This window comes from Paenibacillus mesophilus (assembly GCF_005938385.1).
GTDB classification, from domain to species: domain Bacteria; phylum Bacillota; class Bacilli; order Paenibacillales; family NBRC-103111; genus Paenibacillus_AB; species Paenibacillus_AB mesophilus.
This window is the reverse complement of record NZ_VCRA01000013.1, coordinates 33,374-59,851: the sequence shown is the minus strand read 5'-3', so window position 1 is coordinate 59,851 and position 26,478 is coordinate 33,374. Positions and strand designations below refer to the sequence as shown.

The 26,478-nt window shown below is 56.0% G+C and carries 21 protein-coding genes and 1 riboswitch; of the genes, 10 read left to right on the top strand and 11 right to left on the bottom strand.

Features of this window, described 5'->3' with window-relative positions; genetic code table 11:
• Window positions 1-22: 22 nt before the first annotated feature.
• The 8 genes from FE783_RS22215 to FE783_RS22175 all read right to left on the bottom strand — a co-directional run bounded on the left by FE783_RS22215 (window position 23) and on the right by FE783_RS22175 (window position 8,540).
• A complete protein-coding gene (locus FE783_RS22215) occupies window positions 23-961 on the bottom strand; it encodes an ArsR/SmtB family transcription factor (protein WP_138881594.1) in 939 nt (312 codons plus the stop codon).
• 69 nt (window positions 962-1,030) lie between these two features.
• The gene (locus tag FE783_RS22210; protein ID WP_238403201.1) at window positions 1,031-2,017 is read right to left on the bottom strand and encodes an ABC transporter ATP-binding protein; all 987 of its coding nucleotides are present in this window, start codon (window positions 2,015-2,017) and stop codon (window positions 1,031-1,033) included.
• A 7-nt stretch (window positions 2,018-2,024) separates the two neighbouring features.
• Window positions 2,025-2,807 (bottom strand): ABC transporter permease, encoded by a 783-nt coding sequence (locus FE783_RS22205; RefSeq protein ID WP_138881593.1) that lies wholly within the window; start codon window positions 2,805-2,807, stop codon window positions 2,025-2,027.
• Window positions 2,804-3,604, bottom strand: a complete 801-nt coding sequence (locus FE783_RS22200) for an ABC transporter permease (RefSeq protein ID WP_138881592.1) — start codon at window positions 3,602-3,604, stop codon at window positions 2,804-2,806. The genes FE783_RS22205 and FE783_RS22200 overlap by 4 nt, the downstream gene beginning before the upstream one ends.
• 1 nt (window position 3,605) lies before the next feature.
• Complete coding sequence (locus tag FE783_RS22195) at window positions 3,606-4,754, bottom strand: serine hydrolase domain-containing protein (protein WP_138881591.1); 1,149 nt, start codon at window positions 4,752-4,754, stop codon at window positions 3,606-3,608.
• A gap of 32 nt (window positions 4,755-4,786) precedes the next feature.
• Window positions 4,787-5,923 carry a serine hydrolase domain-containing protein gene (locus tag FE783_RS22190; protein ID WP_138881590.1) on the bottom strand — a complete coding sequence of 379 codons (1,137 nt, stop codon included), beginning with the start codon at window positions 5,921-5,923 and terminating at the stop codon, window positions 4,787-4,789.
• 793 nt (window positions 5,924-6,716) lie between these two features.
• On the bottom strand, window positions 6,717-7,292 hold the full coding sequence (locus FE783_RS38015; protein WP_238403200.1) for a hypothetical protein: 576 nt from the start codon (window positions 7,290-7,292) through the stop codon (window positions 6,717-6,719).
• Window positions 7,293-7,895: 603 nt separating this feature from the next.
• Window positions 7,896-8,540, bottom strand: a complete 645-nt coding sequence (locus FE783_RS22175) for a FadR/GntR family transcriptional regulator (RefSeq protein WP_138881587.1) — start codon at window positions 8,538-8,540, stop codon at window positions 7,896-7,898.
• A gap of 255 nt (window positions 8,541-8,795) precedes the next feature.
• A riboswitch (cyclic di-GMP riboswitch) is annotated at window positions 8,796-8,889 on the top strand.
• A gap of 42 nt (window positions 8,890-8,931) precedes the next feature.
• Here FE783_RS22175 and FE783_RS22170 point away from each other — a divergent pair.
• Window positions 8,932-10,449 (top strand): O-antigen ligase family protein, encoded by a 1,518-nt coding sequence (locus FE783_RS22170; protein WP_138881586.1) that lies wholly within the window; start codon window positions 8,932-8,934, stop codon window positions 10,447-10,449.
• 14 nt (window positions 10,450-10,463) lie between these two features.
• Window positions 10,464-12,953 (top strand): S-layer homology domain-containing protein, encoded by a 2,490-nt coding sequence (locus FE783_RS38700; protein WP_138881585.1) that lies wholly within the window; start codon window positions 10,464-10,466, stop codon window positions 12,951-12,953.
• Between the two features lie 57 nt (window positions 12,954-13,010).
• Here FE783_RS38700 and FE783_RS22160 read toward each other — a convergent pair whose 3' ends face one another.
• Window positions 13,011-13,529: a hypothetical protein gene (locus FE783_RS22160; RefSeq protein WP_138881584.1), complete on the bottom strand. Its 519-nt coding sequence runs from the start codon at window positions 13,527-13,529 to the stop codon at window positions 13,011-13,013.
• A 408-nt stretch (window positions 13,530-13,937) separates the two neighbouring features.
• On the opposite strand from FE783_RS22160, the gene FE783_RS22155 reads away from it, so the two are divergent.
• The 8 genes from FE783_RS22155 (at window position 13,938) to FE783_RS22120 (ending at window position 22,371) form a co-directional block, all read left to right on the top strand.
• Complete coding sequence (locus tag FE783_RS22155; protein WP_138881583.1) at window positions 13,938-14,618, top strand: FadR/GntR family transcriptional regulator; 681 nt, start codon at window positions 13,938-13,940, stop codon at window positions 14,616-14,618.
• A 74-nt stretch (window positions 14,619-14,692) separates the two neighbouring features.
• Window positions 14,693-15,898 carry a threonine synthase gene (locus FE783_RS22150; protein WP_138881582.1) on the top strand — a complete coding sequence of 402 codons (1,206 nt, stop codon included), beginning with the start codon at window positions 14,693-14,695 and terminating at the stop codon, window positions 15,896-15,898.
• 58 nt (window positions 15,899-15,956) lie between these two features.
• Complete coding sequence (locus FE783_RS22145) at window positions 15,957-16,970, top strand: Gfo/Idh/MocA family protein (protein WP_138881581.1); 1,014 nt, start codon at window positions 15,957-15,959, stop codon at window positions 16,968-16,970.
• On the top strand, window positions 16,967-17,701 hold the full coding sequence (locus tag FE783_RS22140; protein ID WP_138881580.1) for an MBL fold metallo-hydrolase: 735 nt from the start codon (window positions 16,967-16,969) through the stop codon (window positions 17,699-17,701). The genes FE783_RS22145 and FE783_RS22140 overlap by 4 nt, the downstream gene beginning before the upstream one ends.
• Before the next feature lie 21 nt (window positions 17,702-17,722).
• Window positions 17,723-18,745: a succinylglutamate desuccinylase/aspartoacylase family protein gene (locus FE783_RS22135; protein ID WP_138881579.1), complete on the top strand. Its 1,023-nt coding sequence runs from the start codon at window positions 17,723-17,725 to the stop codon at window positions 18,743-18,745.
• Window positions 18,746-18,767: 22 nt separating this feature from the next.
• Window positions 18,768-19,568, top strand: a complete 801-nt coding sequence (locus FE783_RS22130; protein ID WP_202916236.1) for an SDR family NAD(P)-dependent oxidoreductase — start codon at window positions 18,768-18,770, stop codon at window positions 19,566-19,568.
• Window positions 19,562-20,515: an aldo/keto reductase gene (locus FE783_RS22125; protein ID WP_158301969.1), complete on the top strand. Its 954-nt coding sequence runs from the start codon at window positions 19,562-19,564 to the stop codon at window positions 20,513-20,515. Before FE783_RS22130 ends, FE783_RS22125 begins: the two co-directional genes overlap by 7 nt.
• A gap of 236 nt (window positions 20,516-20,751) precedes the next feature.
• Entirely contained in the window at window positions 20,752-22,371 is a 1,620-nt protein-coding gene (locus tag FE783_RS22120; RefSeq protein ID WP_238403199.1) for a putative polysaccharide biosynthesis protein, read from the top strand.
• 169 nt (window positions 22,372-22,540) lie between these two features.
• On the opposite strand, the gene FE783_RS22115 is transcribed toward FE783_RS22120, so the two are convergent.
• Entirely contained in the window at window positions 22,541-25,726 is a 3,186-nt protein-coding gene (locus FE783_RS22115) for an ATP-binding protein (protein ID WP_138881576.1), read from the bottom strand.
• Window positions 25,726-26,391: a response regulator transcription factor gene (locus FE783_RS22110; RefSeq protein ID WP_138881575.1), complete on the bottom strand. Its 666-nt coding sequence runs from the start codon at window positions 26,389-26,391 to the stop codon at window positions 25,726-25,728. The genes FE783_RS22115 and FE783_RS22110 overlap by 1 nt, the downstream gene beginning before the upstream one ends.
• Window positions 26,392-26,478: the final 87 nt, after the last annotated feature.

The following is a 26,478-nucleotide window of genomic DNA, read 5'->3' as shown; positions in this document are numbered from 1 at the left end:
GATGCGACTCGAACAAGCCGAATTATTTTGCCGGACTGCCGAGCGGCTTGAAATCGAACCGGACGAGCAAATCCTGCTCATAGTTGCCGAACTTGGCACCGAACAGATTGACTCCGCCTACGTTGGCGGCGTCCGGCTTGACGCCGATTCGCAGCTGGAAGGCCGGAGCGTCGTGGACGCCGAGGTTGTCTACCGTAACGCCGGACACTTGCCGGCCGTCGATATAAGCGCCGGTTCCGTCGATTTTCCACTTCTTCAGCAGCCCGTACTGGCTTCTGTGGATGTCCCACCACGAGGGGGTCAGCAGGCCGGGTTCTCCGCCGAAGTCTCCGGGGCTTAAGTAGGTGCCGACCTCCACATCGTTGATCCATACCGTTATGTCCGACGGCCAGTTCAAGTTATACATAGGAGCTTCCGAGCATATTTCCATCGAGATTTCCAAAGAGGTCAGCCGCGCGTCGTAAGGGACTTTGTTCGGGATCTGGTACTGCACGTAGCCTTGCTTGAACCAGAGCAGCTGCGCCTTCGCCTTGTCGGGCTCGTAGAAGCTGCGCGGATCGTCCAAATAGCCGATTATGCTCTCTTCGCCGGCCAGCCCGCATGTCGGCCGCACATCGCAGTCCGAATAGAGGCCGATCGGCATCGAGACGTAACGGACGGACTCGTTCGCCGAACCTCCATCGTTCTTCAACTCCACGACAAGCTGGTCGAACCGGGCCGAGCATACTTTCTGGAAGCCCCGGGTGCCCGGGAGCAGCTCGGTCCGGATCAGGTTCGCTTCCTCCAGCTTCTTGATGCTGACGGTCGCCGTCGAGGACGGAAGCCCGAACATTTCCGCGATTTCGTTCACGTTCATGTCGGCTTTCTGGATTTGTTTGAAAATTTGCAAACGCGACTCGTTGGACAGCGCCTTGGCGATCTCCAGAAATTCGTCTACGGAAACTTTCAATATGCGGGACATGGGGACTTCCTTCCTATGCTGAAGAAACACTCAATAATTATTGTTAATATTTAATAATAGTATAGGGTTTCATGGCGAATGCGTCAAATACAATTGTTTGATGACCCGGTCGATCGTCAGCTCCTGAACGGACATATCGAGCAGCGTGCACATGCCGTTCATCGTCGCGATAAATTCGCTGATATTGAGAATGCCCGTGTTCAGCTCGATTTCAGCCTCATGCTCGGACAGCATCCGCACCACGGTAACGCCGGGTATTTGCAGCTCGGGGAACGGCTCCGCGGTCAGCAGACGGATCATTTTCCCGCCGCCGACATGGCCTCGCATCGCTTGTATCGTATCGTCGAAGACGACTTCGCCGTGATTGACTACGATGACGCGCTCGGCCAAATGCTCGACATCGTCGAGATCGTGGGTCGTCAGGATGAAGGTGACGCCTTTGCGGTTCATCTTCAGAATGAACTCGCGGATTTTGTCCTTGGCGATCACATCGAGGCCGATCGTCGGCTCGTCCAGAAAGACGATTTGCGGACGGTGCAGCATCGCCATCATAAATTCGCATTTCATCCGTTCCCCGAGCGACAGCTGCCGCGTCGGCTTGCGCATCACGTCCCGGACGTCGAGCAATTCCGTCAGCTCTTCGAGCGTTTCTTCGAACTCGGACTGCGGAATCGAGTAGATTGCTCTGTTCATATAAAAGGCGTCGAGCGGCGGAATATCCCACAGCAGCTGGGATTTTTGGCCGAATACGGCGCCGATGCGGGCGACATAGCTTTTGCGCTGCTTCCATGGGACGTATCCCATCACTCGGACATCGCCTGCGGTCGGATGAAGCACGCCGGTCAATATTTTGAGCGTCGTCGATTTGCCCGCTCCGTTCGGGCCGAGAAATCCGACGATTTCGCCTTGCCGGACCTGGAACGAGATGCCTTTCACGGCGGGCACCTCGATCGTTTTGCGGAAAACCAAGCTTTTCAGAGCTTCCTTGAACGTATGGCCGCGTTGATGCGTCGTATACGTTTTGCACAGCTCGCGTACTTCGATCAGCATGTTCATGTTTGACTTAACCACCCGCACTCGTATAGTTGCCCAGCATCCGGTGCCAGAACGCCAGACTGAGCAGGAAAAAGGCGAAGCTGACGGCAGCGGCGATCCATACGTCTTGCGGCAGCTTGCCGAGCAGCGCGGACGCCGGGATAAAGCCGATCATCATGACCGGAACGGCATGGAGCACGAGACCGACGAACGATTTCGAGAAGACGGTCCGGGGATACAGCCCGAACGATGTGACCGAATCGAATATGTCGTATACGCGGCTGCTGCCGACCCATCGGAACAGCAGACCGGACATGAATAGCGCGAACGAGAACAGCACCATGACCGACAGCAGCATCAGCACCGCAAACAACAGCCAGTCGACGATTCCTGCGGCAGGAACGTTCCAAGCCGCCACCCCGACCAGCAGCACGCCGCCTAGCAGACGCCCTAAGCCGTCAGGCTGAAAGCCGGTGACCAGCGCCATGTACAGCGCGGAGCGCGGCTTGATAAGCAGCAAATCGAACGTTCCTTCCCGGACCCTGTCGAGCGTATTCCAGACGATCCCGAAGAAGAACGGAAAGGCGATGCCTTTGGACAGCAGGAACACCGCTTGAATGAGCAGCACCTCATTCAGGCTCCACCCGGGGAAAGAAGCACCCGAGCGATAGATGAGAAACGTAAGGAGCGGCACGACCAGTTCCCCGGCGATCGTCATCAGGGAGCTGATCCAGAAATCGCCGCGGTAGGCCATTCGGCTCGCGATTGACGTTTTGACGATTTCCGCATAGGCGACAAGCCCGTTCGTCATGCTCCCACCCCCGTAAAATGCCGGATTCCGAGCCGCCACAAGCATTCGGAGACGAGCCACATGACGATGACGGCAGCCGCCTGAACGGCTACGATTTGCGGGATCGACATCGTTATGCCCCCTAACTCGTAAGAGCCGATGAATACCCGGGTCGGAACGTACACGATAAATTGGAACGGCAGCACGAACAAGATTTTTTGCATCGTTTCCGGCAAAAAGGTGAGCGGGATAAAGACGCCCGCCGATATGTCGCGCAGCAGATGGAACATCCCGCGTATCCCGTGCGCGTTCGTCAGCCAGAAGGCGGTGAGGCCGATGCAGTAATTGACGAGAAACATCATCAGAAAGCTTAAGCCTACGGATATGACGGCCCATACGGGATACTCGGGTATCAGGTCGATATGAAAGCCGAAGTACAGAATAAGGGCGACAGGGACGAGCTCGAGCCAAAAGCCGAGAAGACGGTGGCCGGCCTTCTGCGACAAGGCGAACCAGCGGTGCGATACCGGCCTGAGCAGGAAGGTGAGAAATTTGCCGGTGCGGATCAGCATCTGCAAATTCCAGTCGGCGAAATCGAAGATGGCATAATGGATGACCGTTATGATGCCGTAATAGGTCAGCATTTGCGTAAGATTCAATCCGCCGACCGTATCCCTCGAAGAGAACACCGCCTGCCAGATGAGCAGCTGTACGAGAAATAGAACGGGCCCTACGAAGAGGGAGACGGCCATATGCGAACGATAAGCCGCCCACTCCTTATAGGTGACGAAAGCGACGGATTTCAATACCCGCAGCATGTCAACGCAAGCCCGACCAAATGATATTGCTCGGATGGATAATCGATTCGGGCAAAAATCCGTCGTGCGCGGTCGGCACGAAATAGACGGCGACCAGCTGCTCGACGGGATCGATATGCAGCGCGCAGCGGCCCGCCCCTTCGTGGGAGAACGTCGCCGGCGTCTTCAGCTCGCCTCTCTCCAGAAACAAATTGAGCCCCAGCCCGTAGTTTTTGGACGGGATTTGCACGCCCCAGGCGTATGCCGGTACCTTGAACAGATGGTTGCGGGTCATCGCCTCCACCGTTTTTCGGCTGACGACGCGGCTGCCGCGAAACGCTCCTTTGTCCAGCATCATTTGTCCGAACTTCCACAAGTCCGTCAGCGTCGAATGCAGTCCGCCGCCGGCACGCGGCATTTTGCCCGGCTGCTTCGTGCTCGACGTCAAACGTTCCGCGTCGAACGGAACGACGAGGCATACTTCGTCGTGGAACTGTTCCGGCACATCGAAAAATGTCCGGTCCATCCCGAGCGGCTCGATAATCGACTGCTCGACATAGTCGTTGTAATGCATGCCGGTTACGCGGCCGATCAATTCGCCGAGAATGCCGTAGCCCGAGCTGGAATAGTTGTAAAACTCCCCGGGCTTGCTTCTCGGGGGACCGGACAAGACGCCCTTGATCCAATTGTCTTGCTCGCTCGCGTTCCACCAGCCCCGCGGATACGGCTCCAAGTAGTAGCCCGGGTCCGGGCAAATGCCCGACGTGTGCGTAAGGAGGTGAAACACGGTGATCGTTTTATGCAAGGGGGTGTCGAATTCCGGCAAAATCGCGGATACGGGCTGCTCGAGATACAGCTTGCCGTCTTCGACGAGCTTCATGACGGCGACGGCTGTAAACGCTTTCGTCGTGGAGGCGATTCGGCGCAGCGAGTCCGGCTGCAGATCGCCGCCATCCTTGAACCCGACTCTTCGGCCCATCGATTTATGGGCGAATATTTTGCCGTGGCGGGCGAGCAAATACGAGGCGGCTTGGAGCTTTCCGTCCCCGATCAACTGTTGGAAATGCCGGTCCAGCACCTCAAGCCGTCCGGCGTCGAAGCCGACCTCGGACGGGCTTGCGTCCGTATGCCCCAGACGGATAGGGCTTGCATGCTGCTGTTCGATTGCCATTAGCGATCCCTCTTTTCGTAGTCGATTCGTGATTACAGCAAGCCCGACCAGATGACGGCTTTCGTTCCGATGACCGATTCGGGGGCCCATTGAATCCCGGTCGGTACGATAAATACGGCTACGAACCGCTCCTCCGGGTCGACCTTGATACCGCACCGGCCGAAGCCCTCGTGCCCGTACGTTCCCGGCGTCTCGATCGTAGGCGTGGTCAGAAATAAGCCGAGCCCGAACTGGTAGTCGGAAACATTGCTTCCCCATACTTGGGTTTTGACGCCGGAAAGCTTATTCTTGGTCATCGCTTCGACCGATTTCCGGCTCAGGATGCGGGTGCCGCCAAACGTTCCGCCGTCCAGCATCATTTGTCCGAGCTTCCACATATCCTCGAGCGTCGAATACAAGCCGCCTCCGGCTGGGGGAGGGCCGTCCGCGCGTTCTTCCCAATCCAACTCCTCGACCTGCCAGTCGCTCGTAACGCATACTTCATCGCGCAAATGAACCGGCACCTTGAAAAACGTCCGCGTCATGCCGAGCGGCTCTACGATGCGCTGGAGTATGTATTGCTCGTACGGGATGCCCGACACTTTGGCGATAATCTCGCCCAGAATGGCGTAGCCGCAGCTCGAGTAGGCGTATTGTTCGCCCGGCTTGAAGGAGAGCGGGCCCGAGATCGCATTCGTAACCCAATCGTCGTACCCCTTCAGACCGCCGAACCAGGCGGTCGGATACGGCTCCATCATGCAGCCGGGGTCCGGATATACGCCCGACGTATGCGTAAGCAGGTGAAACACGGTAATCGATCGGTGCAGCGGCGTATCGAACGGCTTCAGCACGGTGGACACCGCTTGTTCCAAATACAGCTTGCCTTCCTCGATCAGCTGCATGACGGCGACGGCGGTGAAAAACTTCGTGACCGAATACGTCTTGCGGATGCTGTCCGGCATCAAGTCCGGGCCGCCTTCCCGGTAAGTCAGCTTGCCCATCGCCCGGTGCGCGAAGATGCGCCCGTCTCGCGCCAGCAAATAGCTGCCGCATTGCAGCTTATTTTGGTTGATCAAGACCGACATATGCTCGTCGAGCTTGGCTAACCGCGCCGGGTCGTAGGCGGCTTGTTCAGGAGTCGCGTCTGTCCGTCCGTCGTGATACAGCGGCACTTCCGTTTCTCGGATCATACCGATTCCTCGCTTCCCAAATATAGGATGAATTCCTGAAATGACCAGATGTTTATCCATTATATGACAGAACGTACGTTCCGTCTATGGGGCATTTTAGTTTATCCGTTTTTTCCGGGATGCTTTCCGCTCCAATCCCTATACCCTTGTCAAACCTATATACTTGACCGGCCTATACCAACTAAATGGAAAACCTATAGTAAAAGTAACAAGAATAGAGCAAATAGCGAGCAATAACGGGCAAACACCCAGTTAATTTCACCATATTCGAGTCCAACTAGCATATTCGATAAAATATACTGCAGGTTTGAGACTGTCGATTAACTGAAAGCGAAGCGAAAGCACGCCGTTCCAAGTGAAAAGATACCTTCTTTTACTCAGACAGCTTGTTTTAAAGTCCTTGATTGATAAGGATTCAGCGGTTGGAATAGCGAAGCTTACGAAGCTAGCTTTCTGTCGAAAGCTCTTAAATCCAAAACTCGCCAGAAGGTATCCTTTTCACTTTCCACTCCTTAACTCACCAGTTAATCGACAGTCTCGGTTTTCCAGTTAACTATCCAAAAAAGCGATTAATGGAGAGGGGCCTGTTCGAATAAGTCGAGTCATGGCTCGGTGCTTTGATTCACCGCTCGTAAAGGTACCGTTAAACGCTTTAGTTCTGTAAAGGACTTAAGATTCTGACATATCGAAAAAACCTCCAATCCACATATCGTGGAATGGAGGCGTTCGGTTCATGATGAAAAGGTGCTTTCGAACGTATGCAGCCGAAACTGTTGATGCAAACGCTGATCTATTAGCAGGAGGAAGCGGCTACGTACTCCAGATCGACGGAATACCTCATCCAGAACCGTCCGTTCCAGCGCCAGCCGCTAATCGATTTAGGGCCGACAAATGTAAGGTACATCCAGTATGAATCGCCGTTCGTTTGCCAAATATACGTGAACTTGTTTCTGCATTTGTAGATAGCCCCGGGGTCGAGAGCGTAAGTACCCGCTGACGGCTGCGGCGGTATTTGCGAGGGTGGGGGAGAAGTAGGAGCCGGATCGGCGTCGATGTCGCTCTGTCCTCCTGGCACGCCAGTGCCGCCGGACCCGCCAGTGCCACTGGACCCGCCAGTGCCGCTGGACCCGCCAGTGCCGCAGGACCCGCCCATGCCGCCGGGCACGCCCATGCCACCCGGAACGCCCATGCCGCCGGGCACGCTCATGCCACCCGGAACGCCCATGCCGCCGGGCACGCCCATGCCACCCGGAACGCCCATGCCGCCGGGCACGCCCATGCCACCCGGAACGCCCACGCCGCCGGGCACGCCCATGCCACCCGGAACGCCCATGCCGCCGGGCACGCCCATGCCACCCGGAACGCCCATGCCGCCGGGCACGCCCATGCCACCCGGAACGCCCATGCCGCCGGGCACGCCCATGCCACCTGGAACGCCCATGCCACCCGGAACGCCCATGCCGCCGGGCACGCCCATGCCACCCGGAACGCCCATGCCACCCGGAACGCCCATGCCACCCGGAACGCCCATGCCACCGGGCACGCCCATGCCACCGGGCACGCCCATGCCACCCGGAACGCCCATGCCACCGGGCACGCCCATGCCACCGGGCACGCCCATGCCACCCGGAACGCCCATGCCACCCGGTACACCCATGCCGCCGGGCACGCCCATGCCGCCGGGCACGCCCATACCGCCCGGAACGCCCATACCGCCGGGCACGCCCATGCCACCCGGAACGCCCATGCCGCTGGGTACGCCCATGCCGCCGCCAAATGGAGACCCGCCTTGGCCCCCGGAAGGAGGCAATCCGAATGAACGCTCATCGTCCGGTACTTGCACATACTGCGCTGGAATATAGACCCACATGTTTGTCAAACTTCCTTTCGCTTTTACATGAATGCACAATTCCAATGTATGTGAGCGAAAGCCTATTGACACAGTCGACTACTGCAAAACAAGCCTAAAACGCTAAATTCCCAAATGCTCGCGAAGGACGAGCTTAGCCGATTCGGCATCCGCGCTGCGGAGAGTCCGAACGTAGCGGTCGTGCTGTTCGGCGATTGTATCGGCCCGCACCGAGACGCGCTCCGCCGCCTGGCGTATGAACAGCTCGGCCAGCGGCGTCAGCGAATCGTTGCGCATCGACCGGACGACAGCAAGATGCAGCTGCACATCCGCTTCCGAAGCTTGCGCTTGTTCGGACTGCGCCGCCGCCGCGCCCCAGCGCTCCAGCTCCTCGAACGGAAATGCGCCGCCTTGCCTCATCACCTCGTCAATCGCCGCAGCTTCGAGCATGTAGCGGATTTCGAGCAGCTCCCGGCCGTCCGAGCCCGATAAACCCGCCGCGAACGACATCTGCTCAAGCAGCGGGCTCAAGCTGTTGGCGGATATAAACGCCCCTTCGCCGTGCCGGATTTCCAATATGCCCGAGCTTTCCAGCGACCGGAGCGCTTCACGCAGAATCGCCCGGCTCACATTCATAATTTGCGACAGTTCCCGTTCGGCGGGAAGCTTCTCGCCCGGAGACATGTTGTTCTGAATCATATATTGCTTCAAATTTTGCACAACCAGCTTGCTTAGCGTATATCGCTCCGCTTTCTCAATCGGTTTCATCAGTTTGCCGAGCTCCTTATTTTGTATGAGTATTGGTCAGACCACTTTATTCCATCGTATTCCGTTTTGCGGGCGGTGTCAACCGGTGCCAGTATTGAGTTATGCAAGCTCTCTCGATATATCCGTGCTTTTCATACGACAAAAATGTGAAATAATTAACAAATTTCGACAAGAGGATTGCGCAATTTGGAATATGTATGTAATATGAACAGTGCCAAAAGACTAATAATTCGTTCATCCAGCTCCAGAAGCCGCGAAGAACAAAGGCAAATCCGATCGAAAGACGGAGACGCAAAGCCACGGGTCTAATCCATTGGTGACGCAATGGGACGATAGCCGGGTTGCTCTAACTGTATAGGCTTTTTTTGTGCTTTCCTGAGGAGGGAGAAGGTTGAACCAGAGGCTGCCATTCGGTGTGCTGACCTGCTTTTTCGGGGCAGGGGCGCTGCTCCATGGCTATTTTTACGAATACGAATATATGGTTATGGGATCGGTCCTATGGACGGTTCTATGGATCCGGATGATGCTGAAAGATCCGTTTCCCCCATTGTCTTCCTTTCATCTCGTACTTGCGCTTCTGGCTGCGATGTACGGCGCGTCGATTTTTTATGCCGCGGATCGCGAGCAAGCCATCTCCGAAGCGATCAAAATATCGGGTCTTTTGCCCCTTGCCTTTATCGCGACGACGTTATCCTGGAAATCGTTCGAACGGCTACCCCAAGTATGGATATGGTGCGGGACAATCGTAACGGCGATCGGGGTTATTTGGCATATGGATCGTAACGGGCGTCTGGAGTCCACGATCGAATACGCCAACGCTCTGGCTATCTTTTTGCTGATCGCTTTGCTGGCCGCGGTAATCCGGTTCGTTCAGTCCGGCAAAAATCCGACTCTGATCGCGAGCGCGATTCTTGCCGCAGGGCTACTGCTCACCATGTCCCGTTCGGTTTGGGTGCTATGGGTTGGAGCCATGATTGCTTGCGTCTTTATGTTTCGCGAAGTCCGCAAACCGGTTGTTTGGACCCGGTTGCTGCTCGGCCATGCGGGAGGTTTCCTGATAGCCGCCCTGGTAAGGCGGGATCCGCTGTTTTTTTGGCAGCGCGTCAAAAGCATACAACCGGAAACGTCCGAGCTGCAAATTCGGCTCGTGTACTGGAAAGACAGCCTGTCCCTTCTTTCCGACCATTGGCTGGGAGGCGCCGGGGGCGGCGGGTGGAGCATGCTTCAGCCGTTGTACCGGTCCAAGGACTATTTTGTCCGTTATGTTCACAATCATTTTCTGCAAATCTCTCTCGATATCGGGATGATCGGCCTTGTCCTGTTCCTGGTTTTGGTTATCGCGTTCTATGCGAAATGCTGGGAACTTCTGAGCAGTTGGAAAATGAACGCGGACCGGGTCCGCATAGTGAAGTCTGCCGTCCTTTTCGTCACGGTGCTGCTGCTTCATGCCGGTTTTGATTTCGATTTCAGCTTTCCGCTTCTATTCGGACTGCTCGTTTGTCTGATGGCGGTGCCTTTCAATCAAGAGCTGGAGGCCAAGCCGCCGGATAGCCGATCCAGAACCGTATTTTATCGAATAGCGGCCGCAATCATTCCCGCCTTCCTGATCTGGTCGGGATGGGTGGGGACGGGATATCTGTACAAAAGAGCGGCTATAGCCGCAGTGGAATCAGGTGCGCCGGAGGAGTCGCAACAGTCTTTCGAAAAGGCGGCGAAAATGCTTCCCTGGTCTCACACGACCCGGTACGAATCCGCAAAAGCGTATGTGCTTATGGGCAACGCTGCAAGAAATCCCGCGTTTTATCGTCTGGCCGAAGCCAGGCTGGGCGAGGCGATCCGTCTCGCCCCTTACGAAGATTTATATCGTTCCTTCATGGATGATGTAAATAAAGCAGTTCCAAATAAATAACGGAGGAGAGAAACATGAATCTGAAGCGCCACATTCGCACGATCAGTCTCTGTACGGCCGCTTGCCTGCTGATTGCAATGCTTGCGCCGGTACTCGCTTTTGCCGCGTCGACGTTGAATTACTTCAATTACGATAAGGCGACCGGCAAGCTGAGCGGTTCCGTCTATGTCAAGGACCTTTCGAAGGTCAAGGTAGCGGTTTACGATTCGGCTTACCGATCGATGCCGCTTACTCTTACGGAGCTTGAAAATTATGTCGTATATGACGACAAGAACGTTCCGATCAAAATGGCGAAGGTCGAAGCCGATCTCGGTCTGAACAACGCACCGAGCAAAATCGAGCTGTATGCCTGCGGCCAAACGCTGGTCGCGGAGCGGACTCCTTATTACGATTATTACACCAGATTGAGCTATTATAGCCCGGACTCCTGGAGAATCGGTCCGAAGCGGACAACGGGCCATCAATATTTCACCGCCCTGCCGGCCCAATCGGGATCGTTGCCCGGAAGCAAGCTGGCGGACTTCATCGTGCTGAACGATAAACCTACGGCGATCGAAATCGATCTGCCATATACGAATTATGCGAACGCCAGCACCGTCGTCCAATCGACGTATGTGAGTGCATCCGATTTTGTACTGACTGACATTACCGCAAATCAAGAGGTGTATATTTCCAAATCCGCTGCGAGATGGACGTCGATCGGACTGGAGTTCCGGGAGCCGTTAATCGAAGGACATCAATATGTGCTGAAAATGTCCGACACAAGCGATGGGAAAGAGTTCACTTTGCCGAAAGAAGGCAATACATACAAAGCGAGAATTTCGCTCGGAGCATACGGTTCTTATTCCTACGTGAATCCGACCTCCCGCGCTTATTTCGACAATCTGAATATTGGTCAACCGTCACCGGAAGGAACGGCAAATACTACCGACTCCGGTTCTCCTTTGGGCACAATGGATAATTGCGGAACCGGCAACACGGGTGGAGGAACCGACAACTCCGGTGGGGGAACCGGCAACACGGGTGGAGGAACCGGCAACACGGGTGGAGGAACCGACAACTCTGGAGGAGGAACCGGCAACTCCGGAGGAGGAACCGACAACTCCGGAGGAGGAACCGGCAACACGGGTGGAGGAACCGACAACCCCGGAGTAGGAACCGACAACTCCAACAGCGGCACTGCCGAGCCGTCGCCAACTACTCCAACCGGTCCTGCCGGCACCCCAACCGGACCTTCCGAGGGCACGAATGGCGTAAAACTGGGTAATGGAGCGGCGACCGTCATCCAAGAAACGACCCCCGACGGGAAAACCGCTACCAAAGTGATTTTGGATGGAGAGCAGCTCGGGAATGCATTCGGATTGTTGAAAAACAAAGACCGGGGAGCCCAAACCGTTTCAATTGAAGCTCCGGCGAATTCCGGTCCGGTCACCGCCGTGGTGCTTCCCGCCGACATTTTGGCTTCGGCCATGACGGGAACCCCGGACGCCGTAGTTGCCATTCATACGGAAAAGGCGGTATTCGAACTGCCTCTTCGTCTGCTGGATCTGGACTCGATCGCACGGAACTTCGGAACGGAGCTTCACAATGTGAAAGTAACGGTCTCGATCGAACAAGTAAGCGGAGCGGAAGAGCAACGAATCAAACAAGCAACGTCCGAATCGGGACTTCGACTCATCGGCGGAGCCCTCGACTTCAAACTCATCGTGGAAGGAAACGGAAAGCAACAGGAAATAACCGATTTCGGAAACACCTATGCAGCCAGAGTGCTGCCGTTGAACGAAGCGATGGATCCTTCCAAAGCGACTGCGATTATGTACGATCCGGCCAAGGGAACGGTAACGTTTGTACCGTCGCTATTTTTCGTCGAAGACGGCAAAACGAAGGTCAAGATCATGAGAAACGGAAATAGCGTTTACGGGATCGTTCAATCGGACAAATCGTTCACGGATATCGAGCGCCACTGGGCAAGCCGAGACATTCAACTGTTGGCGTCGAAGCTGGTCGTCAACGGATTGACCGAAACGACCTTCGGTCCGGAAGAAAAGCTGACCCGCGCTCAATTCGCCGCACTCCTGGTCAGGTCGCTGGGGTTGACCGAACAGAAGCCGGCTGCCGCGTTCCGTGACATATCTTCCGGGGAATGGTATGCGGGGGCCGTAGGAGCCGCGGTGAAAGCGGGCATTATCGCCGGTTATGAGGACGGAACATTTATGCCCGATGCGGCTGTAACGAGAGAACAAATGGCGGTCATGGTATCACGAGCGTTAACGTTCTTGGGCAAGACAACGAAAGCTTCCGCGGAACAAAATCGAATATTGAATGCTTATACGGATCAAGCCTCGATAAGCGATTGGTCCAGAGCATCCGTCGCTCTTTCCGTCGAATTGGGTATCATGACAGGGAAGACGGAGCAAGCATTCTTTCCGGCGGAATTCACTACAAGAGCACAAGCCGCGACTGTCCTGAAGCGATTCCTTCAGCAGGCCGGGTTCATTAATTAACAAGCGAGAAGAAAATCCTGCTTGGACCAGAGCGTCCGGCAGGATTTTTTGTCCCTTTCATTTCTCGATTTTGCCGAACCCGGAATCGAGAATTTTTTGCTGCAGCATTTGACGGCTGTTATTGATTTGTTCGATATGCTGCCGAATTTCATGAAACAATGCGGATTTTGCGTGGATGCCTTCGTTAATCAACATAGATGCCGATTGTGAGCGACTTTGAGCTACACCTGCCGATATGAGGTCATCCAGGCACTGAAGCGTCTCGTCGTCCAGACGAACCGTTATGACATTGCTTCGCTTGCCGGATTTTAATTCTTGAGCGGCGGAGATACTTTGGATTGCCCGGTCAAGCTGCGATTCGTGAAACAACAGCTTCTTGTCGCTAAGCATGCCGGATTGGTGGAGCTTGCGCAGCTTCTCGCGTTGTTTCTCCAAACGAAGCAGAGACTTCCCGGGATTATCCTCATCTTCGTCCTCGTCTTCGTCCTCATCCTCATCTTCATCGTTCACATCCGCGGCTTCAGCATTTTTCCACCCATTTTCGGAATCAACCTCATTGTTCTCTTTTTCTGTCATTTTTCGTTACACCTCCGTTTTATTTTTATAAAATTACGTGTAACTATTTGTAATTCATAATTCTAGACTACATGTAAAAGTGTCATTTGTCAATAACTTCCATACCTAATTTATGGTGAATATGGTTTAAATCGTGCAAAAGAAAGTCGGGATTTGATTTCATCTGGGCAACTCGCTGCCGCATTCGAGCGACGAATGGATGCAGTCCACTTTCTGACCGCAGCGGCCAAAAACTAGTTGACAACGGTGAGGGGCACTTCTATAGTAGTAAGTGACATAGTATGGTCTAACCATATTGAATGATCCGCATGTTGTTTTCCTTCCATCGGACGATTACTGGCATGTTCAAGGGACCGTCGACGATGATCTAGCAATAGCGGCATAAGAAACAGAAGGAAGGCGGACGTTATGGAAATTCCGGAACGGATGAATTTGTCCCAAATCGTTAGCGAGCGGATCAAAGGCTATATTTTGGATAACGAGCTGAAGGCGGGGGATAAGCTTCCTTCCGAGAAGCAGCTGATCGAATCGCTCGGCGTCAGCCGGACGGTCGTCCGCGAAGCGTTGAAATCGCTCGAAACGGTAGGGTTTATCAAAATCAAGACGGGGGACGGGATTTACGTCGACGGCTTGTCGCTAAAGCCGGTGCTCGATCAAGTATCGTTTCGCTGGAAGCAGGACGACCGCAGGATGAGGGAACTGCTCGCGACGCGGCGCATTTTGGAGTTGGGTGCAGTAGAGATGGCGATCGAACGATACGACCTGGAAGCGATCGAACTACTCGAGAGCCGCAACCGGGAGATGGCCGCCAAAATCGAGAAGGGCGAACTGCCGATGGAGGAAGACTTGCAGTTCCACCGCGCGTTATTCCGCGCGACCGGCAATGAAACGTTTTTCGAGCTGAGCGAAGTATTGACCGACTTCTTCACGAACATCAGGAAGCTGCATCTCGGCAAAGTCGAAGATTCGAAGAAATCGTGGCTCGAGCACTGCAACTTGATCCGCGCCATTCGGGAGAAAAATACGGCGGGTGCGAAGCAGGAAATGGAAAAGCATCTGAAGCCGCTGCTCAGGTACATGAAAGGTTAGCAGTAAGATGCAAGGAGAGGGCTCTCTCCCGTTTTTAATGGTCTAACCATACTATAGATATATGGAGGAAACATATGGAAGCGTATTGCTGGGAATGCGGTCGAACCGTGTACGACAACCGTTTATACGCATGTCCGGACTGCGGGGGGACGCTCATGCTGCGGTACGGGGGCGTCCGTCCGGATACATTGAAAGACGATTCGCAGCTTGGCTTGTGGAAGTATCGCCGGATGCTGCCCGACATTCCGGAGGCGAATCGGCTTTACTTGGGAGAAGGCGCTACACCTCTTGTCCCGAGCCGCAAAATCGCCAAGCGGCTCCGCGTAGGGGAGCTGTACTTCAAGCTGGAGGGGGGCAACCCGACAGGATCTTACAAAGACCGGATCGCCGCGGTCGGCGTTTCGTGGGCTTTGGCGAACGGGCGGGCCGCTTGCGCGGGAACGACTTCCGGCAACGCCGGTGCGGCCTTCGCGGCCTACGCGGCAGGGGCGGGAATCCCTTACCATTTATTCGTGCTGGAGCATATGGCGGAAGCGAAGCTTGCCCAAGTGCTCGCATACGGGGCTATCGTGCGCAAAGTGAAGGGCTTCGGTACGTACGCCGAAGTCGGGGACCGCGTGTTCGCCCGCATTGTGGATGCGGTGCGGGAATATGACTGGGAATCGACCATTACCGCATTCCGGTACAATCCTTATGCAATGGAAGGGGTCAAGACGATTTCTTACGAGCTGGCCGAGCAGCTCTCCGGTCCGCCGACTTCCGTATATTCGCCAGCCGGAGGTGCGGGGTTGTACGTCGGCATCTGGAAAGGCTTCGACGAATTGAAGGAAATCGGGGCTATACCACATAAGCCGCATATGGTCGCCGTTCAATCCGCCGGCTGCTCGAATATCGTGCGGGCGTACAAGGAATGCGAGCGCGTTCCTTCCCCGGGCCCGTCGACTTCGCAAATATCGGGCTTGCAGGTGCCCAATCCGCCGGACGGCTCCGTGGCGCTCGGCATTATGGCACGAGGGGACGGCTCCGCGATTGCGGTAGACGATGAGGAAATATGGGAGGCGCAGCGAATGCTTGCCGAGGAGGAAGGCATCTTCTGCGAGCCGGCGGCGGCGACGGGACTGGCCGGACTGATCCGGGCCGCGAAGGAACGGGGCGGACTCGAATCGGAGCGCGCCGTATGTATCGTGAGCGGCGTCGGCTTCAAGGACGGCAAAAGACTGCTCGAAATGGTCGCGCACAAATCGGTTCCGCTGCTGGAAGCGGATAACCTGGGAATATGAACCTCCCGCAAGACGCGATCGATAACCGATAACCGAGAAGGAAAGCGAGGCGATCATAATGGCTGCCGTTCGTTTGGCGATTGTCGGGCTCGGAAGGTTCGCTTCCGCTCATGCCCGCGTATGGACGCAATTGAAAGATGTCGAGGTGGTCGCGATTTGCGACCGCAATCCGGACGCGTTTGCGGCTTTTCGGCCGCTGTTTCCCGGTGCGACATGTTATACGGATTGGAAAGAGATGATTGATACGGAAACGCTGGATGCGCTGGACGTGCTTACGCCGGAGCATTTGCACGTCGATCCGGTGCTGTACGCTCTTGCGGCGGGCCTGCACATTTTCGTGGAGAAACCGCTTGCTTCCACTCCCGAAGAAGCGAAGCGCCTCGTCCGGGCGGCCGAAGCGCATGGGCGCGTGCTGATGGTCGGCCACATCCTCCGCTTCGATGCCCGGTATGCCGCGGCCAAAGCGCGGATCGCCAGGGGAGATGCCGGGACGATTCGTTCGATTTACGCGAAGCGCAATAACGGAAAAAAATATTTTCATCTATATAACCGCATATCGCCCATATTCATACTTGGTATTCACGACATCGATATGATGCATTGGCTCATGGATGACGACGTATGCGAAGTAACCGCCGTGCGCTCTTCCTCCGGGCACGAGACGGAAGATATGATTTGGTCGATGCTGAAGTTCGAGCGCGGAGGAATCGGCATTCTGGAGAACAATTGGCTGCTTCCGGACGGCGCCGCTTCGTTCATGGATGTACGTACGGAGATAACCGGCGACGACGGCAGCGTGACGATCAGAGATCCCGAGCGCGGCATGGAGGTCATCGGCGGTACGGCGGCGGAGCATCCGTCGTTTTTGACCGGCTACGAGGTTCATGGAAAAGTAGGAGGCCCCCTCGCCGACGAGCTGGCTCATTTCGTTGATTGCGTCAAGCTCGGACGTCCCTCCGAGCTATTGAAGCCAATCGATGCCTGGAAGGCGGTTCGCGTAGCTTGGGCCGTGCGCGAATCGGCCGTTCAGGGACGTCCGATCCGGCTTACGTCGGAGGACGGGGCGGAATGAGACTGACGGAGCGGGTGAGCGTAATCGGCGGAGGCGGGCTCGGATACGGGTTAAGCAGTTTTTATGATTGCAACGTATATGCGATCGATACGGGGGCCGAAGTCGTCGTGATCGATGCGGGTTCCGGCATCGAGCCGGAGCTGATGTTCCGCCGGCTGGAGGAGGACGGCCTTCCGCCGGATAAGGTAGGGAAGCTTCTTCTGACTCACGCCCATGCGGATCATGGTGGCGGTGCGGCAATATGGAGGGAGCTTTTCGGAGTCGAGGTCGTCGCGGCGGAGCCGACCGCAGGGATGGTGGAGAGCGGAGACGAGGTGCTCACCTCGCTCGCGGATGCCCGCGCCGCCGGGACGTATCCGGATTGGTACCGCCTTGCGCCCTGCAAGGTGGATCGTGTCGTAAAGGCCGGCGACGCGATCCGTTCGGGCGATTTGACGCTGGAGGTTATAGCCGCGCCCGGACATAGCTTCGACATGGTTTGTTACTACTGTCCGGAAATGAAGGCGTTGTTCGCCGCCGACGCTGTATTCGCGGAGGGCAAGTTGGCGGTCATCCGAACGCCGGACTTCTCCATGGGCGATTACCGGAAGACGATCGCGGCGCTTGCGCAGCTCGACGTGGAGCAGCTTTATCCGGGACACGGAGCTGCACTGACCGAGAACGGCGGAGACGCGATAGCTGCGGCACATAGCCGGTTTCTCCAAGGCTTGCCGCCGCTCAGTATAGTTTAAGATTGGGAAGGAGAGCGACCAATGGCCGTTCGAATAGAGATCGACCGTTACGACGCGAAGTCGGCGGCACGGGGAACGAAGCGGAGCTTGGAGCTGATCGCGGATATCGGGCTTGCGCAGCCTCTCGAGCTGCCCGTGCTGCAGATCGAAGGAGCGGAGGCGGGCAAAACGCTGCTAGTACTGGCCGGCGTTCACGGCGATGAATATGAAGGCGTGGAGACGGTACTGCGCCTGTATCGCGATTTGCAGCCGGAGCGGCTGAAGGGATCGCTGATCCTCGTTCCTCAAGCAAACCTGCTCTCTTATCGAGGGGGGACGCGCGTATCGCCGGAGGATGGCGCCAATATGGCGCGGGTGTTTCCCGGCAACCCGGAAGGGACGCCGACGGAACGGATCGCTTGGCATTTGCACCATCGGTTTATCGCGCAAGCCGACTTTATGCTCGACCTGCACAGTGGAGGGACGCATTACGCCGTATCCACACTTGTCGGCTATTACCATAATGACGGCACGGAAATCGGCAGGCGCAGCCGGGCGGCCGCGGAAGCATTCGGCATCGATCTGCTGTGGGCGCATGAAACAATCGCTCCGGGGCGAAGCGTCTCGTCGGCTCTTGCGCTGAACGTTCCGTGGTTATACACGGAAGCGTATGGAGGCCGCCGCATACGGCGCGATGATGCGCAATCGTTTTATGACGGCGCGTTCAGGCTGATGCGCCATCTGGGCATGCTCTCTCCGGAGCAATCCGGAGCGGAGTCGACCGCCGATATGCAGCAGACGGCTTCGCGGCGCATATACGGGGACGGCAATTTCGACGGCTCGGAAACCGCGGAGGCGGACGGCTTCTTCATCCCGGCGGTGTCTTTAAGCTCGGATGTCCGCAAAGGCGAGCGGATCGGAACGATATTCGGCTTCGACGGATCGGAGCTGCAGCACGTATGCGCTTCCCGCAATGGAGTAGTCGTCATGCTTCCCGGGACCCCCGCGGTCCGCAAGGGAGAGCCGTTGTTTATGGTGGCTCCGTCGGACATCAGTCAAGCGTAGCAAAGGAACGGGGGAATCGGAAATGAATGTAATGAGCCTTTTTCGGCTGGATGGCAAAATTGCCGTCGTCACGGGCGGTTCGGGATTGTACGGAGCCCATATTTCCGAAGCGTTGTGCGAAGCCGGGGCGACTGTGTTGATCGCCTCCCGCAACCGGGAGCAATGCGAAGAGAAGGCGGCCGGTTTGCGCGGCCGCGGATATAGCGCGTACGGCGTGCGGCTCGATTTGGCGGACGAAGACAGCATCGGGTCGTTCGTAAGCGAATCGTCGGCCCGCTATGGCGGTATCGATATTTTGGTGAACAATTCCGTTTCGCGGACCGGTCTGAACGACATCGAGAAAACGACTTCAGAAGGCTGGTCGGCCGCACAGCAAGTAAACGGGCTCGGGTTAATGTTGGTGTCCAAAGCTGTCGTAAAGACGATGCGCGAGCGCGGAGGAGGCAACATCATCAATATCGCCTCGATCCAAGGCATCCTCGGACCGCACTTTCCGGTGTACGGCGATACGGGCATGACGAGCGGAATCGAGTACACGTACGCCAAATGGGGAATGGTCGGCATGACGAAGTGGCTGGCCAATTACTACGGCAAGCACAACATCCGCGTCAACTGTATCAGTCCGGGCGGGTATAATCCGGTCGGTACGTCGAACGAGATCCGTGCGGAGGAATTCCTTCGCAATTATATCGAGCGCACCCCGCTCGGTAGAATGGCCGACGATACCGACATCAAGGGAGCTATTGTCTACCTGGCTTCCGATGCATCGAAATATGTGACGGGGCACAATCTCGTCGTCGACGGGGGATGGAGCGGATGGTAAACGGCGAAACGCCTTTCGCCGGGGCGGGCGGCCTGGGGCTGTCCAAGCTGATGCTCGGAACGGCGCAGCTCGGCATAACCGGATACGGGATCGCCAACCGGACCGGTGAGGTTGACGCGGAGGCGCTGCTTGACCGCTGCGCGGAGCACGGCATCAACTGCTTCGATACGGCGCTCGAATACGGCGACGCGGAGCTGAAGCTGGGGCGTTATTTCGAGGGGAAGCCTGCCCCGTTTATCGTTTCCAAGCTGAAGACCGACTTGAATCTCGACTCGGCCGCCTTGGAGAAGCAAGTAACCGGGCGGGTGGAGACGATCTTGGAGCGGCTGCGGCTGCGGACGCTCCCGGCGCTAATGATACACGATCCGGCCGTTCTGGAGGCGTACGGAAGCCGAGTGGCGGAGCTGCTGAAACGGTTGCAGAGGAGCGGGTTGATCGAGAGGGCGGGCGTTTCGCTCGGTGCCAACTCCGATGAGCAATTCGCCTATTGCGGCCGCTTGCTGCGCGACGACATTTACGAGGCGATTCAGCTGCCGCTCAACTTGTGGGACCGGCGTGCGGTCGAGTGCGGCGCGCTTCACCAGTTCCGGGAGGACGGTAAAATCGTCGTCGCCCGCAGCGTTTTCCTGCAGGGCCTCTTTTTCCGCTCCGCCGAAGGCTTGCCCGAGCCGCTCGGGACGATAGCCCGGGAAGCATTGAAGAAGCTGGCGGAGATCGCTGACGGGGAAGGGATGTCCGTCGCCGAGCTGGCGATGGGCTACGTGCGGGATACCGAGGGGATCGGCTGCCTGGTTATCGGTGCCGAGCGTCCCGAGCAGATCGACGATAATGTAAAGCTCGTCTCGGGGCCGGCCTTGTCGGAGCGGGCGAGACACAGGCTCGAAACCGATTTTCGCAGCGTACCTCCGGTATTGATTACGCCCGCCATGTGGGTTCAGGCAAAATAAATGCCGGTTTTTGTAATACAACTGAAATATTTCTTTCATCTTCCCTTAATGAAGAGCGCCTATAATAAAAGTCGACCCCCTTTTTGAATATATATAGTTGAAAGACCCGCGGCCCGTTGCTTGCGGGTCTCTTTTTTTGCCGGCTTGTTTTTTTCGCGGCGGAGAGGGTGAGTTCGCGTCCGAATCGTTGTATAATGGAGCAGTCATTATTTTTTGCGGAAGAAGGTACGAGTTCTTTGTCGAAAGATTCGTTAGTCAAAGGTACGATTATTTTGGCGCTGGCCGCGTTAATCGCCCGCGTGCTGGGCGCCGTTCAGCGCATTCCGCTCGTCCACCTGCTGGACGATGCGGGCATGGCCACGTTCTCGAACGCGTTCAACATTTATATGATGCTGCTCGTGCTGGCGACGGCGGGCATTCCGAGCGCGCTTAGCAAGCTGGTATCCGAGCGAAATGCTCTCGGGCAATACGGGGAAGCGCAGCGGATTTACCAGGCCGCGGTCAAGTTCGCGCTGGCGGCCGGTGCCATCATGACCCTTCTCATGGTGCTCGCCGCCCCATATTACGAGAACATATCCGGAGTACCGAACGCGACGCTTGCCATTCGGGCGACTGCGCCGGCGCTTCTGTTGTTCCCGCTCATCGCCATTATGCGCGGCTATTTCCAGGGCAGGCAGCGGATGGCCCCGAACGGGCTGTCGCAAATTATCGAGCAGATCGTCCGGCTCGTCGCGGCGATCGGCCTTGCGTACTTGCTGCTGCAAATCGGCTGGGGACAAGCGTGGGCGGTTGCCGGGGCGTCGTTCGGAGGCGTGGCGGGAAGCGTCGGAGCCGTGCTCGTCATGCTGTATTATGCCGTATTGCTGAAGCGGGAGGATCGCCGCAGCGGCCATGTCGGCAACAAGTCGGCGGCGGCGCTGATGAGCTACCGGGATATTTACGGTAAGCTGTTCAAGCTGTCGGTGCCGATCGTACTGTTCTCGATGGCCGTACCTTTGATCAACGCGATCGATACGACGATAACGGTCGGGCTGCTGCAGCCGGATTTGTCTCACGAGGCGGCGGTTGACGCGCTCGGGATACTCGGCGGCCGGGCCCAGTCGCTTGCGGGCATCCCGATCATTTTGGCCATCGCGCTGAGCCAGTCGGCCGTTCCCGTCATTTCTTCCGCGTTCGCGCGGAAAGACCATGCTTTAGTCAATTCGCAAGCGTCCAGAGCGCTGTACATTTCCGTCCTGTCGGGGCTGCCGCTCGTGCTGGCTATCTGCGTGGCTGCGCGGCCGATCAATATTTTCATGTTCGGCAACGACGACGGCACTGGCATTATCGTACTGCTGACAGCAAGCGCGATGTTCCAGATCGTCATGCAGACGTCGGGCGCGGTTCTGATGGGAATCGGTCAGATGCGTCCGTTGATCGTGCACGTCTGCATCGGTCTTGTAGTCAAGCTGGCGTGCAGCTATTTGCTTGCTCCGGTGTTCGGCATTTACGGCATTATCGCCTCGACGGCGCTTTGCTTCATCGTCATGGCGCAGTTGAACCTCGTTATTTTGCGGAGACATGTGGATTATACGATTCTGGGGAAAAAATGGTTTGGCTTGGCGGTAACGGCTGTACTCGTGTACGCGGCCGGCTTCGGACTCGAATGGGTCACCCATCATTACGTCCAGCCTTTCGGCTACCGCATGAGCCATATGCTTGACGCGGTTATCGTCGGGGGAGTCGTTATCGTCGTTTACGTCGCACTGCTGGCGCTGACGAAGGTCGTTACCGCCGAGGACGCCGCGAGGCTTCCCGCGCCGGTGCAGAAGATCATGCGAAGGTTCAAGCGGAAGCCCGGTACGGCGGGCGGTTGAGATCGTGTAATTTTGCGACGCGAATTTGTAACATAAATGAAATATTTCTTTCATCTGCCCTTAATGTAAGCCGGCTATAATAAAAGTCGACCCCCTTTTTGAATATAAATTTTGGAAAGACCCGCGGCCCGTTGCTTGCGGGTCTCTTTTTTTGTGCCAGCTTGGCGTATCAAATCGTCTGATGCTTCCCGTTCACCGGAATCCTGATCTTCAAATCGCAGCCCCAGTCCGGCAAAGCGCTCGAAATTTTCAACGTGCCGCCCAGGTGTGCGGTACGCTCACGGATGGCCGCAAGCCCGATACCGAACGAACCCGGAGTATAGGGAGCCCCGTTGTTTTTCAGGGAAAAGTCCAATACTTTCTCGTGGCAGAGCAACGTAAATTGGAAGGTCCTTCCCCCGTGCTTCATCCCGTTCGTCAAGCCCTCCTGCAGCGCCTGAAAAATGACTTTTTTGTGTAGTCCGCTTAGCAGGGGCAGCGAACCGATATGCGCATCGATTTCAACTTCTGCGGTTTCCCGGGTAGTATGGATCAATTGCAATAACGATTCCGTCAGATCGTTCTTCATCTCGTCTTCCTTCAGCTTCCTAAGGAAGCGGCGGATGCTGTCCAGTCCTTCGCGCAGCACTTCCTGCGCATTTACAAGCTTCTGGAGAGCGGCGGCCGTGTCGCTTGCCAACAGCCTTTTTACGGCTTCGAGCTGCATAATGGAAGCGGTCAGCGTATGGCCGACCGTATCGTGGATGCGGTGGGTGATGCGGTTGCGTTCCTCCAGAATCGCCACTTCTTCCATTGCCTGAAGCGTTTCCTGCATCGATAGCTGCAGTTGCCGGTTCGTCTCTTCAAGCTCTTCGGTGCGTTCCCTCACTTCTCCCTCCAGAGAAAGAGTAAGGCTCCTTACCCTCAAATGCAGCCGCACACGGGTTAGCAATTCCAGTCTGGAGACGGGTTTCGTCAGAAAATCGTTGACGCCGGCTTGCAGCACATGGTCCATATCCTCGGACAAGCTTTTCGCGCTTAACAGAATAACCGGGATTTCCGAATCGCGGTATGAAGTCCGGATACGCTTGCACAGCTCGTACCCGCTCATCTTCGGCATCATGATATCGGTAATGACAAGCTCCGGCGGTTTTATTCGATGCTCTTCCAACCATTGTAAGGCTTCGGCGGCTCCCGGCATTCGGATCACTTTGTATTCCGGCTCCAGATGCGAGGCGAGGACATCCAAATTGATCGGTTCGTCGTCCACAACGACAATCGTGGGTATGGCCGCATCCCTCTCTTCGCTCTCGCCGTCCTCCGCGGCCCGGTAACTTGGGCCGGCAATCCGGGATTCCGGGACGGGCCTATGGCCGCTTGAAGCGGCAACTTCAGCTGTTGAATCCGATGACTCGGCAGCTTCCCAGAACGGAAGCGAGAAATGAAATGCCGTACCCGCCCCCGGTTCGGATTGCAGCTCGATGTTCCCGCCGTGCAGTTCAATGAGCTGCTTGCTCACGGTCAATCCCAATCCTGTTCCGGCATAACCGGCTTGCCTGACAGCCGCGGCTTGAACGAACGGGTCAAACACCGTCTCCAGCTCCTCCGTAGCTATACCTTCGCCGGTATCCGCCACGGTTACCAACAACAGATTGCCGCGCGCCTCCGCGCTTACTTCCACTTTCCCCTGTATCGTAAATTTGATCGCATTGCCGATCAAGTTGAAGAAAATTTGCTCAAGCCGGTCTTCGTCCGCAGCAACTGGCGGCAATTGGGCCGACACCGTATGGACAAGAGCGATCCCCTTTCCGTTCGCCTGTTCTTCCAGCAGCGCCATTGCGAGCTCGACAACTTGGCGGACATCCACCGGCTTCTTGTGCAGCGACAGATCATGATGCTTGATTTTGGAATGGTCGAGAATATCGTTGATGAGCCGAGTCAGACGGCGACCGCTGGCGATCATGACGGAAAGCCTGCGATCCAGCTCCGGTTCGGAATAACCGTTTCTCTTCTCCAGCAAAGCTTCCGCCATCCCCACCATACCGTACAAAGGCGTGCGAAGCTCGTGAGAGGTCCTTGCAAGAAAGTCATCCTTCAGCCGGTCCAGCTCTAGAAGCTTCTCGTTCTTCCGCTCCAGCTCCTCCGCGTATAACCGGACTTTCCGATGCGTTTCGTCGAACCGAAAAATAAACACGGCTTCAAGACACAGCACGAAGAGCATCGCGCCGAACACAATCTGCGTTTCACTGAAATAGAATGCAGCCGGGATATACTGGATCAGCACTTCATCGTAAGGAAATACATTCACTTGGACATAGTGGAGAAGGGCAAATAGCACGAACAGGGAGCATCCGAGCAGAATCCAGAATGTATCGCGGTCGCGTTCCCGTACGTAGCTCCGGACGAGGATACCGATCGCGGCCGGCATCAAGAGCAGCGCTGTCAACAAAAACCCTTTTTCTATAATCCAATCATAGGTTCCATCATCCACAAATGCGGATATTCCGGCCGCAACCGCGACAATCAGATTGAACCATGCCGAGATTTGATTAAAGGTGCGGAACTTTCCCTTATACACCTCGGATAAGAAGCCGAACAGCGCGAACGCTCCGAGAGGAACCGCCACATTCTGTAGATAAACCAGCAGCGGAGAACCGGTAACATGCAGCAGCAGCTGTGCCCTCCCGATGCTTCCGTAGGCGGCACAAGCCGTTAAAATACCGAAATACAAAAACAACATCATCTTCGGACGTTTGGCCCAGACCAGGAAAGCCGTTACGGATATATGCAGGAACATGATGCAGAAGATCACCCGGACCATGTCACGGGCTATCATATTTTCATAAAACTGTCCTTTTTCTCCCAATAGAAAAGTGCCGGCCAGCGGATCGGAATCGTTCTGGAGCACCCGGATGTAGAGCATGGAACCAGCATCGGAAGGTTCAAGCGGCGCAAACCCCCAGTGCAAGAATTTGCTTACCTTGAAATCCATCGGATCCATATTAAAGTCATAGATCATCCGGGTTTCCACAAACAGCTGGACGTGGTTGTAACCCTGAACGAATAGCTGCGGATCCCTCAGCTTCATCTCTCCGGGCAATTTCGCCCGCAGCCAGTAGTAGCCGTTGTAATCTTCCTTGATAGAAGTGTCCAGTGAAGGCTCGTTCAAAATGCCGATCGGTTGCCAGCCGCCGCTGCTGCCCGCAGCCCGGACAGGAATATCGCCGACGCGGATTTCCCAGCCAATGCCATTCATTGCCGACAAGTTGAGAAAAGCCGTTTGACTCGCAATCGGATTGCGCAATGCCGATACAAGAACCGCGATGATCAAAACGAGAAGGGGCCCATACGCCGCATAACGGAGCGCGCGGTTCATCAGGCGAACAGCTCCTTCAGGCACATAATGGCTTTGACGCGGTCGCTGGTGCCGATTTTTTGGTAAATGACGCTGACGTAATTTTTCACCGTACCTTCGCTCATAAACAACGTCTTTGCGATTTCTTTGTTGGTCTTGCCCTCCAGCAGCAGCTGAATGATGTGCTTCTCCCTATCCGTGAAGGAGATGCCCTCTTTTTTCAGTCGCCCGGTATGGGTAGGCTTCTGCGAACCCGCAGTAAGGAACGATATCCGCGCGGCCAGCTTGCTTGCAACCGAACCGGGCAGCATCAGTTGCCCTGCCACGGCGTCGCGGACGGCTTCGATCAGTTTGTCTGCCTGCAGGTCTTTCAGCAAAAAACCGCTTGCTCCCTGATTGAGACTGTCGATAATATATTCTTCCTCATCAAACGTTGTCAGCATGATCACTTTGGTTTCCGGAAAATCGGCAAGAATGCGCCGAGTAGCCTCGATGCCGTCAACAACGGGCATCTGCACATCCATAAGCACCAGATCCGGACGGGTGTCCCGGACAAGCTCCACCGCCTGCTCTCCGTTGCTCGCCACGGCCACAACTTCCATATCTTTCTCCAGGCTTATAATGGTTTGCAATCCATCGCGCATTAAGATTTGATCGTCGGCAATGACGATTCGAATGTGCGGCATTGTGCACCCTTCTTTCTCTAAAAGCTGATTAACTTGATTATATAGAAAAATCCGCCGCGTGGAATATGATTCTCGAGTATCATGACC

What these genes read in the sequence shown, in the direction of transcription:
- FE783_RS22215 (WP_138881594.1), bottom strand. Translation starts at nt 961, where the DNA reads ATGTCCCGCATATTGAAAGTTTCCGTAGACGAATTTCTGGAGATCGCC.
- FE783_RS22210 (WP_238403201.1), bottom strand. Translation starts at nt 2,017, where the DNA reads ATGAACATGCTGATCGAAGTACGCGAGCTGTGCAAAACGTATACGACG.
- FE783_RS22205 (WP_138881593.1), bottom strand. Translation starts at nt 2,807, where the DNA reads ATGACGAACGGGCTTGTCGCCTATGCGGAAATCGTCAAAACGTCAATC.
- FE783_RS22200 (WP_138881592.1), bottom strand. Translation starts at nt 3,604, where the DNA reads ATGCTGCGGGTATTGAAATCCGTCGCTTTCGTCACCTATAAGGAGTGG.
- FE783_RS22195 (WP_138881591.1), bottom strand. Translation starts at nt 4,754, where the DNA reads ATGGCAATCGAACAGCAGCATGCAAGCCCTATCCGTCTGGGGCATACG.
- FE783_RS22190 (WP_138881590.1), bottom strand. Translation starts at nt 5,923, where the DNA reads ATGATCCGAGAAACGGAAGTGCCGCTGTATCACGACGGACGGACAGAC.
- FE783_RS38015 (WP_238403200.1), bottom strand. Translation starts at nt 7,292, where the DNA reads ATGGGCGTTCCGGGTGGCATGGGCGTGCCCGGCGGCATGGGCGTTCCG.
- FE783_RS22175 (WP_138881587.1), bottom strand. Translation starts at nt 8,540, where the DNA reads ATGAAACCGATTGAGAAAGCGGAGCGATATACGCTAAGCAAGCTGGTT.
- FE783_RS38700 (WP_138881585.1), top strand. Translation starts at nt 10,464, where the DNA reads ATGAATCTGAAGCGCCACATTCGCACGATCAGTCTCTGTACGGCCGCT.
- FE783_RS22160 (WP_138881584.1), bottom strand. Translation starts at nt 13,529, where the DNA reads ATGACAGAAAAAGAGAACAATGAGGTTGATTCCGAAAATGGGTGGAAA.
- FE783_RS22155 (WP_138881583.1), top strand. Translation starts at nt 13,938, where the DNA reads ATGGAAATTCCGGAACGGATGAATTTGTCCCAAATCGTTAGCGAGCGG.
- FE783_RS22150 (WP_138881582.1), top strand. Translation starts at nt 14,693, where the DNA reads ATGGAAGCGTATTGCTGGGAATGCGGTCGAACCGTGTACGACAACCGT.
- FE783_RS22145 (WP_138881581.1), top strand. Translation starts at nt 15,957, where the DNA reads ATGGCTGCCGTTCGTTTGGCGATTGTCGGGCTCGGAAGGTTCGCTTCC.
- FE783_RS22140 (WP_138881580.1), top strand. Translation starts at nt 16,967, where the DNA reads ATGAGACTGACGGAGCGGGTGAGCGTAATCGGCGGAGGCGGGCTCGGA.
- FE783_RS22135 (WP_138881579.1), top strand. Translation starts at nt 17,723, where the DNA reads ATGGCCGTTCGAATAGAGATCGACCGTTACGACGCGAAGTCGGCGGCA.
- FE783_RS22130 (WP_202916236.1), top strand. Translation starts at nt 18,768, where the DNA reads ATGAATGTAATGAGCCTTTTTCGGCTGGATGGCAAAATTGCCGTCGTC.
- FE783_RS22125 (WP_158301969.1), top strand. Translation starts at nt 19,562, where the DNA reads ATGGTAAACGGCGAAACGCCTTTCGCCGGGGCGGGCGGCCTGGGGCTG.
- FE783_RS22115 (WP_138881576.1), bottom strand. Translation starts at nt 25,726, where the DNA reads ATGAACCGCGCGCTCCGTTATGCGGCGTATGGGCCCCTTCTCGTTTTG.
- FE783_RS22110 (WP_138881575.1), bottom strand. Translation starts at nt 26,391, where the DNA reads ATGCCGCACATTCGAATCGTCATTGCCGACGATCAAATCTTAATGCGC.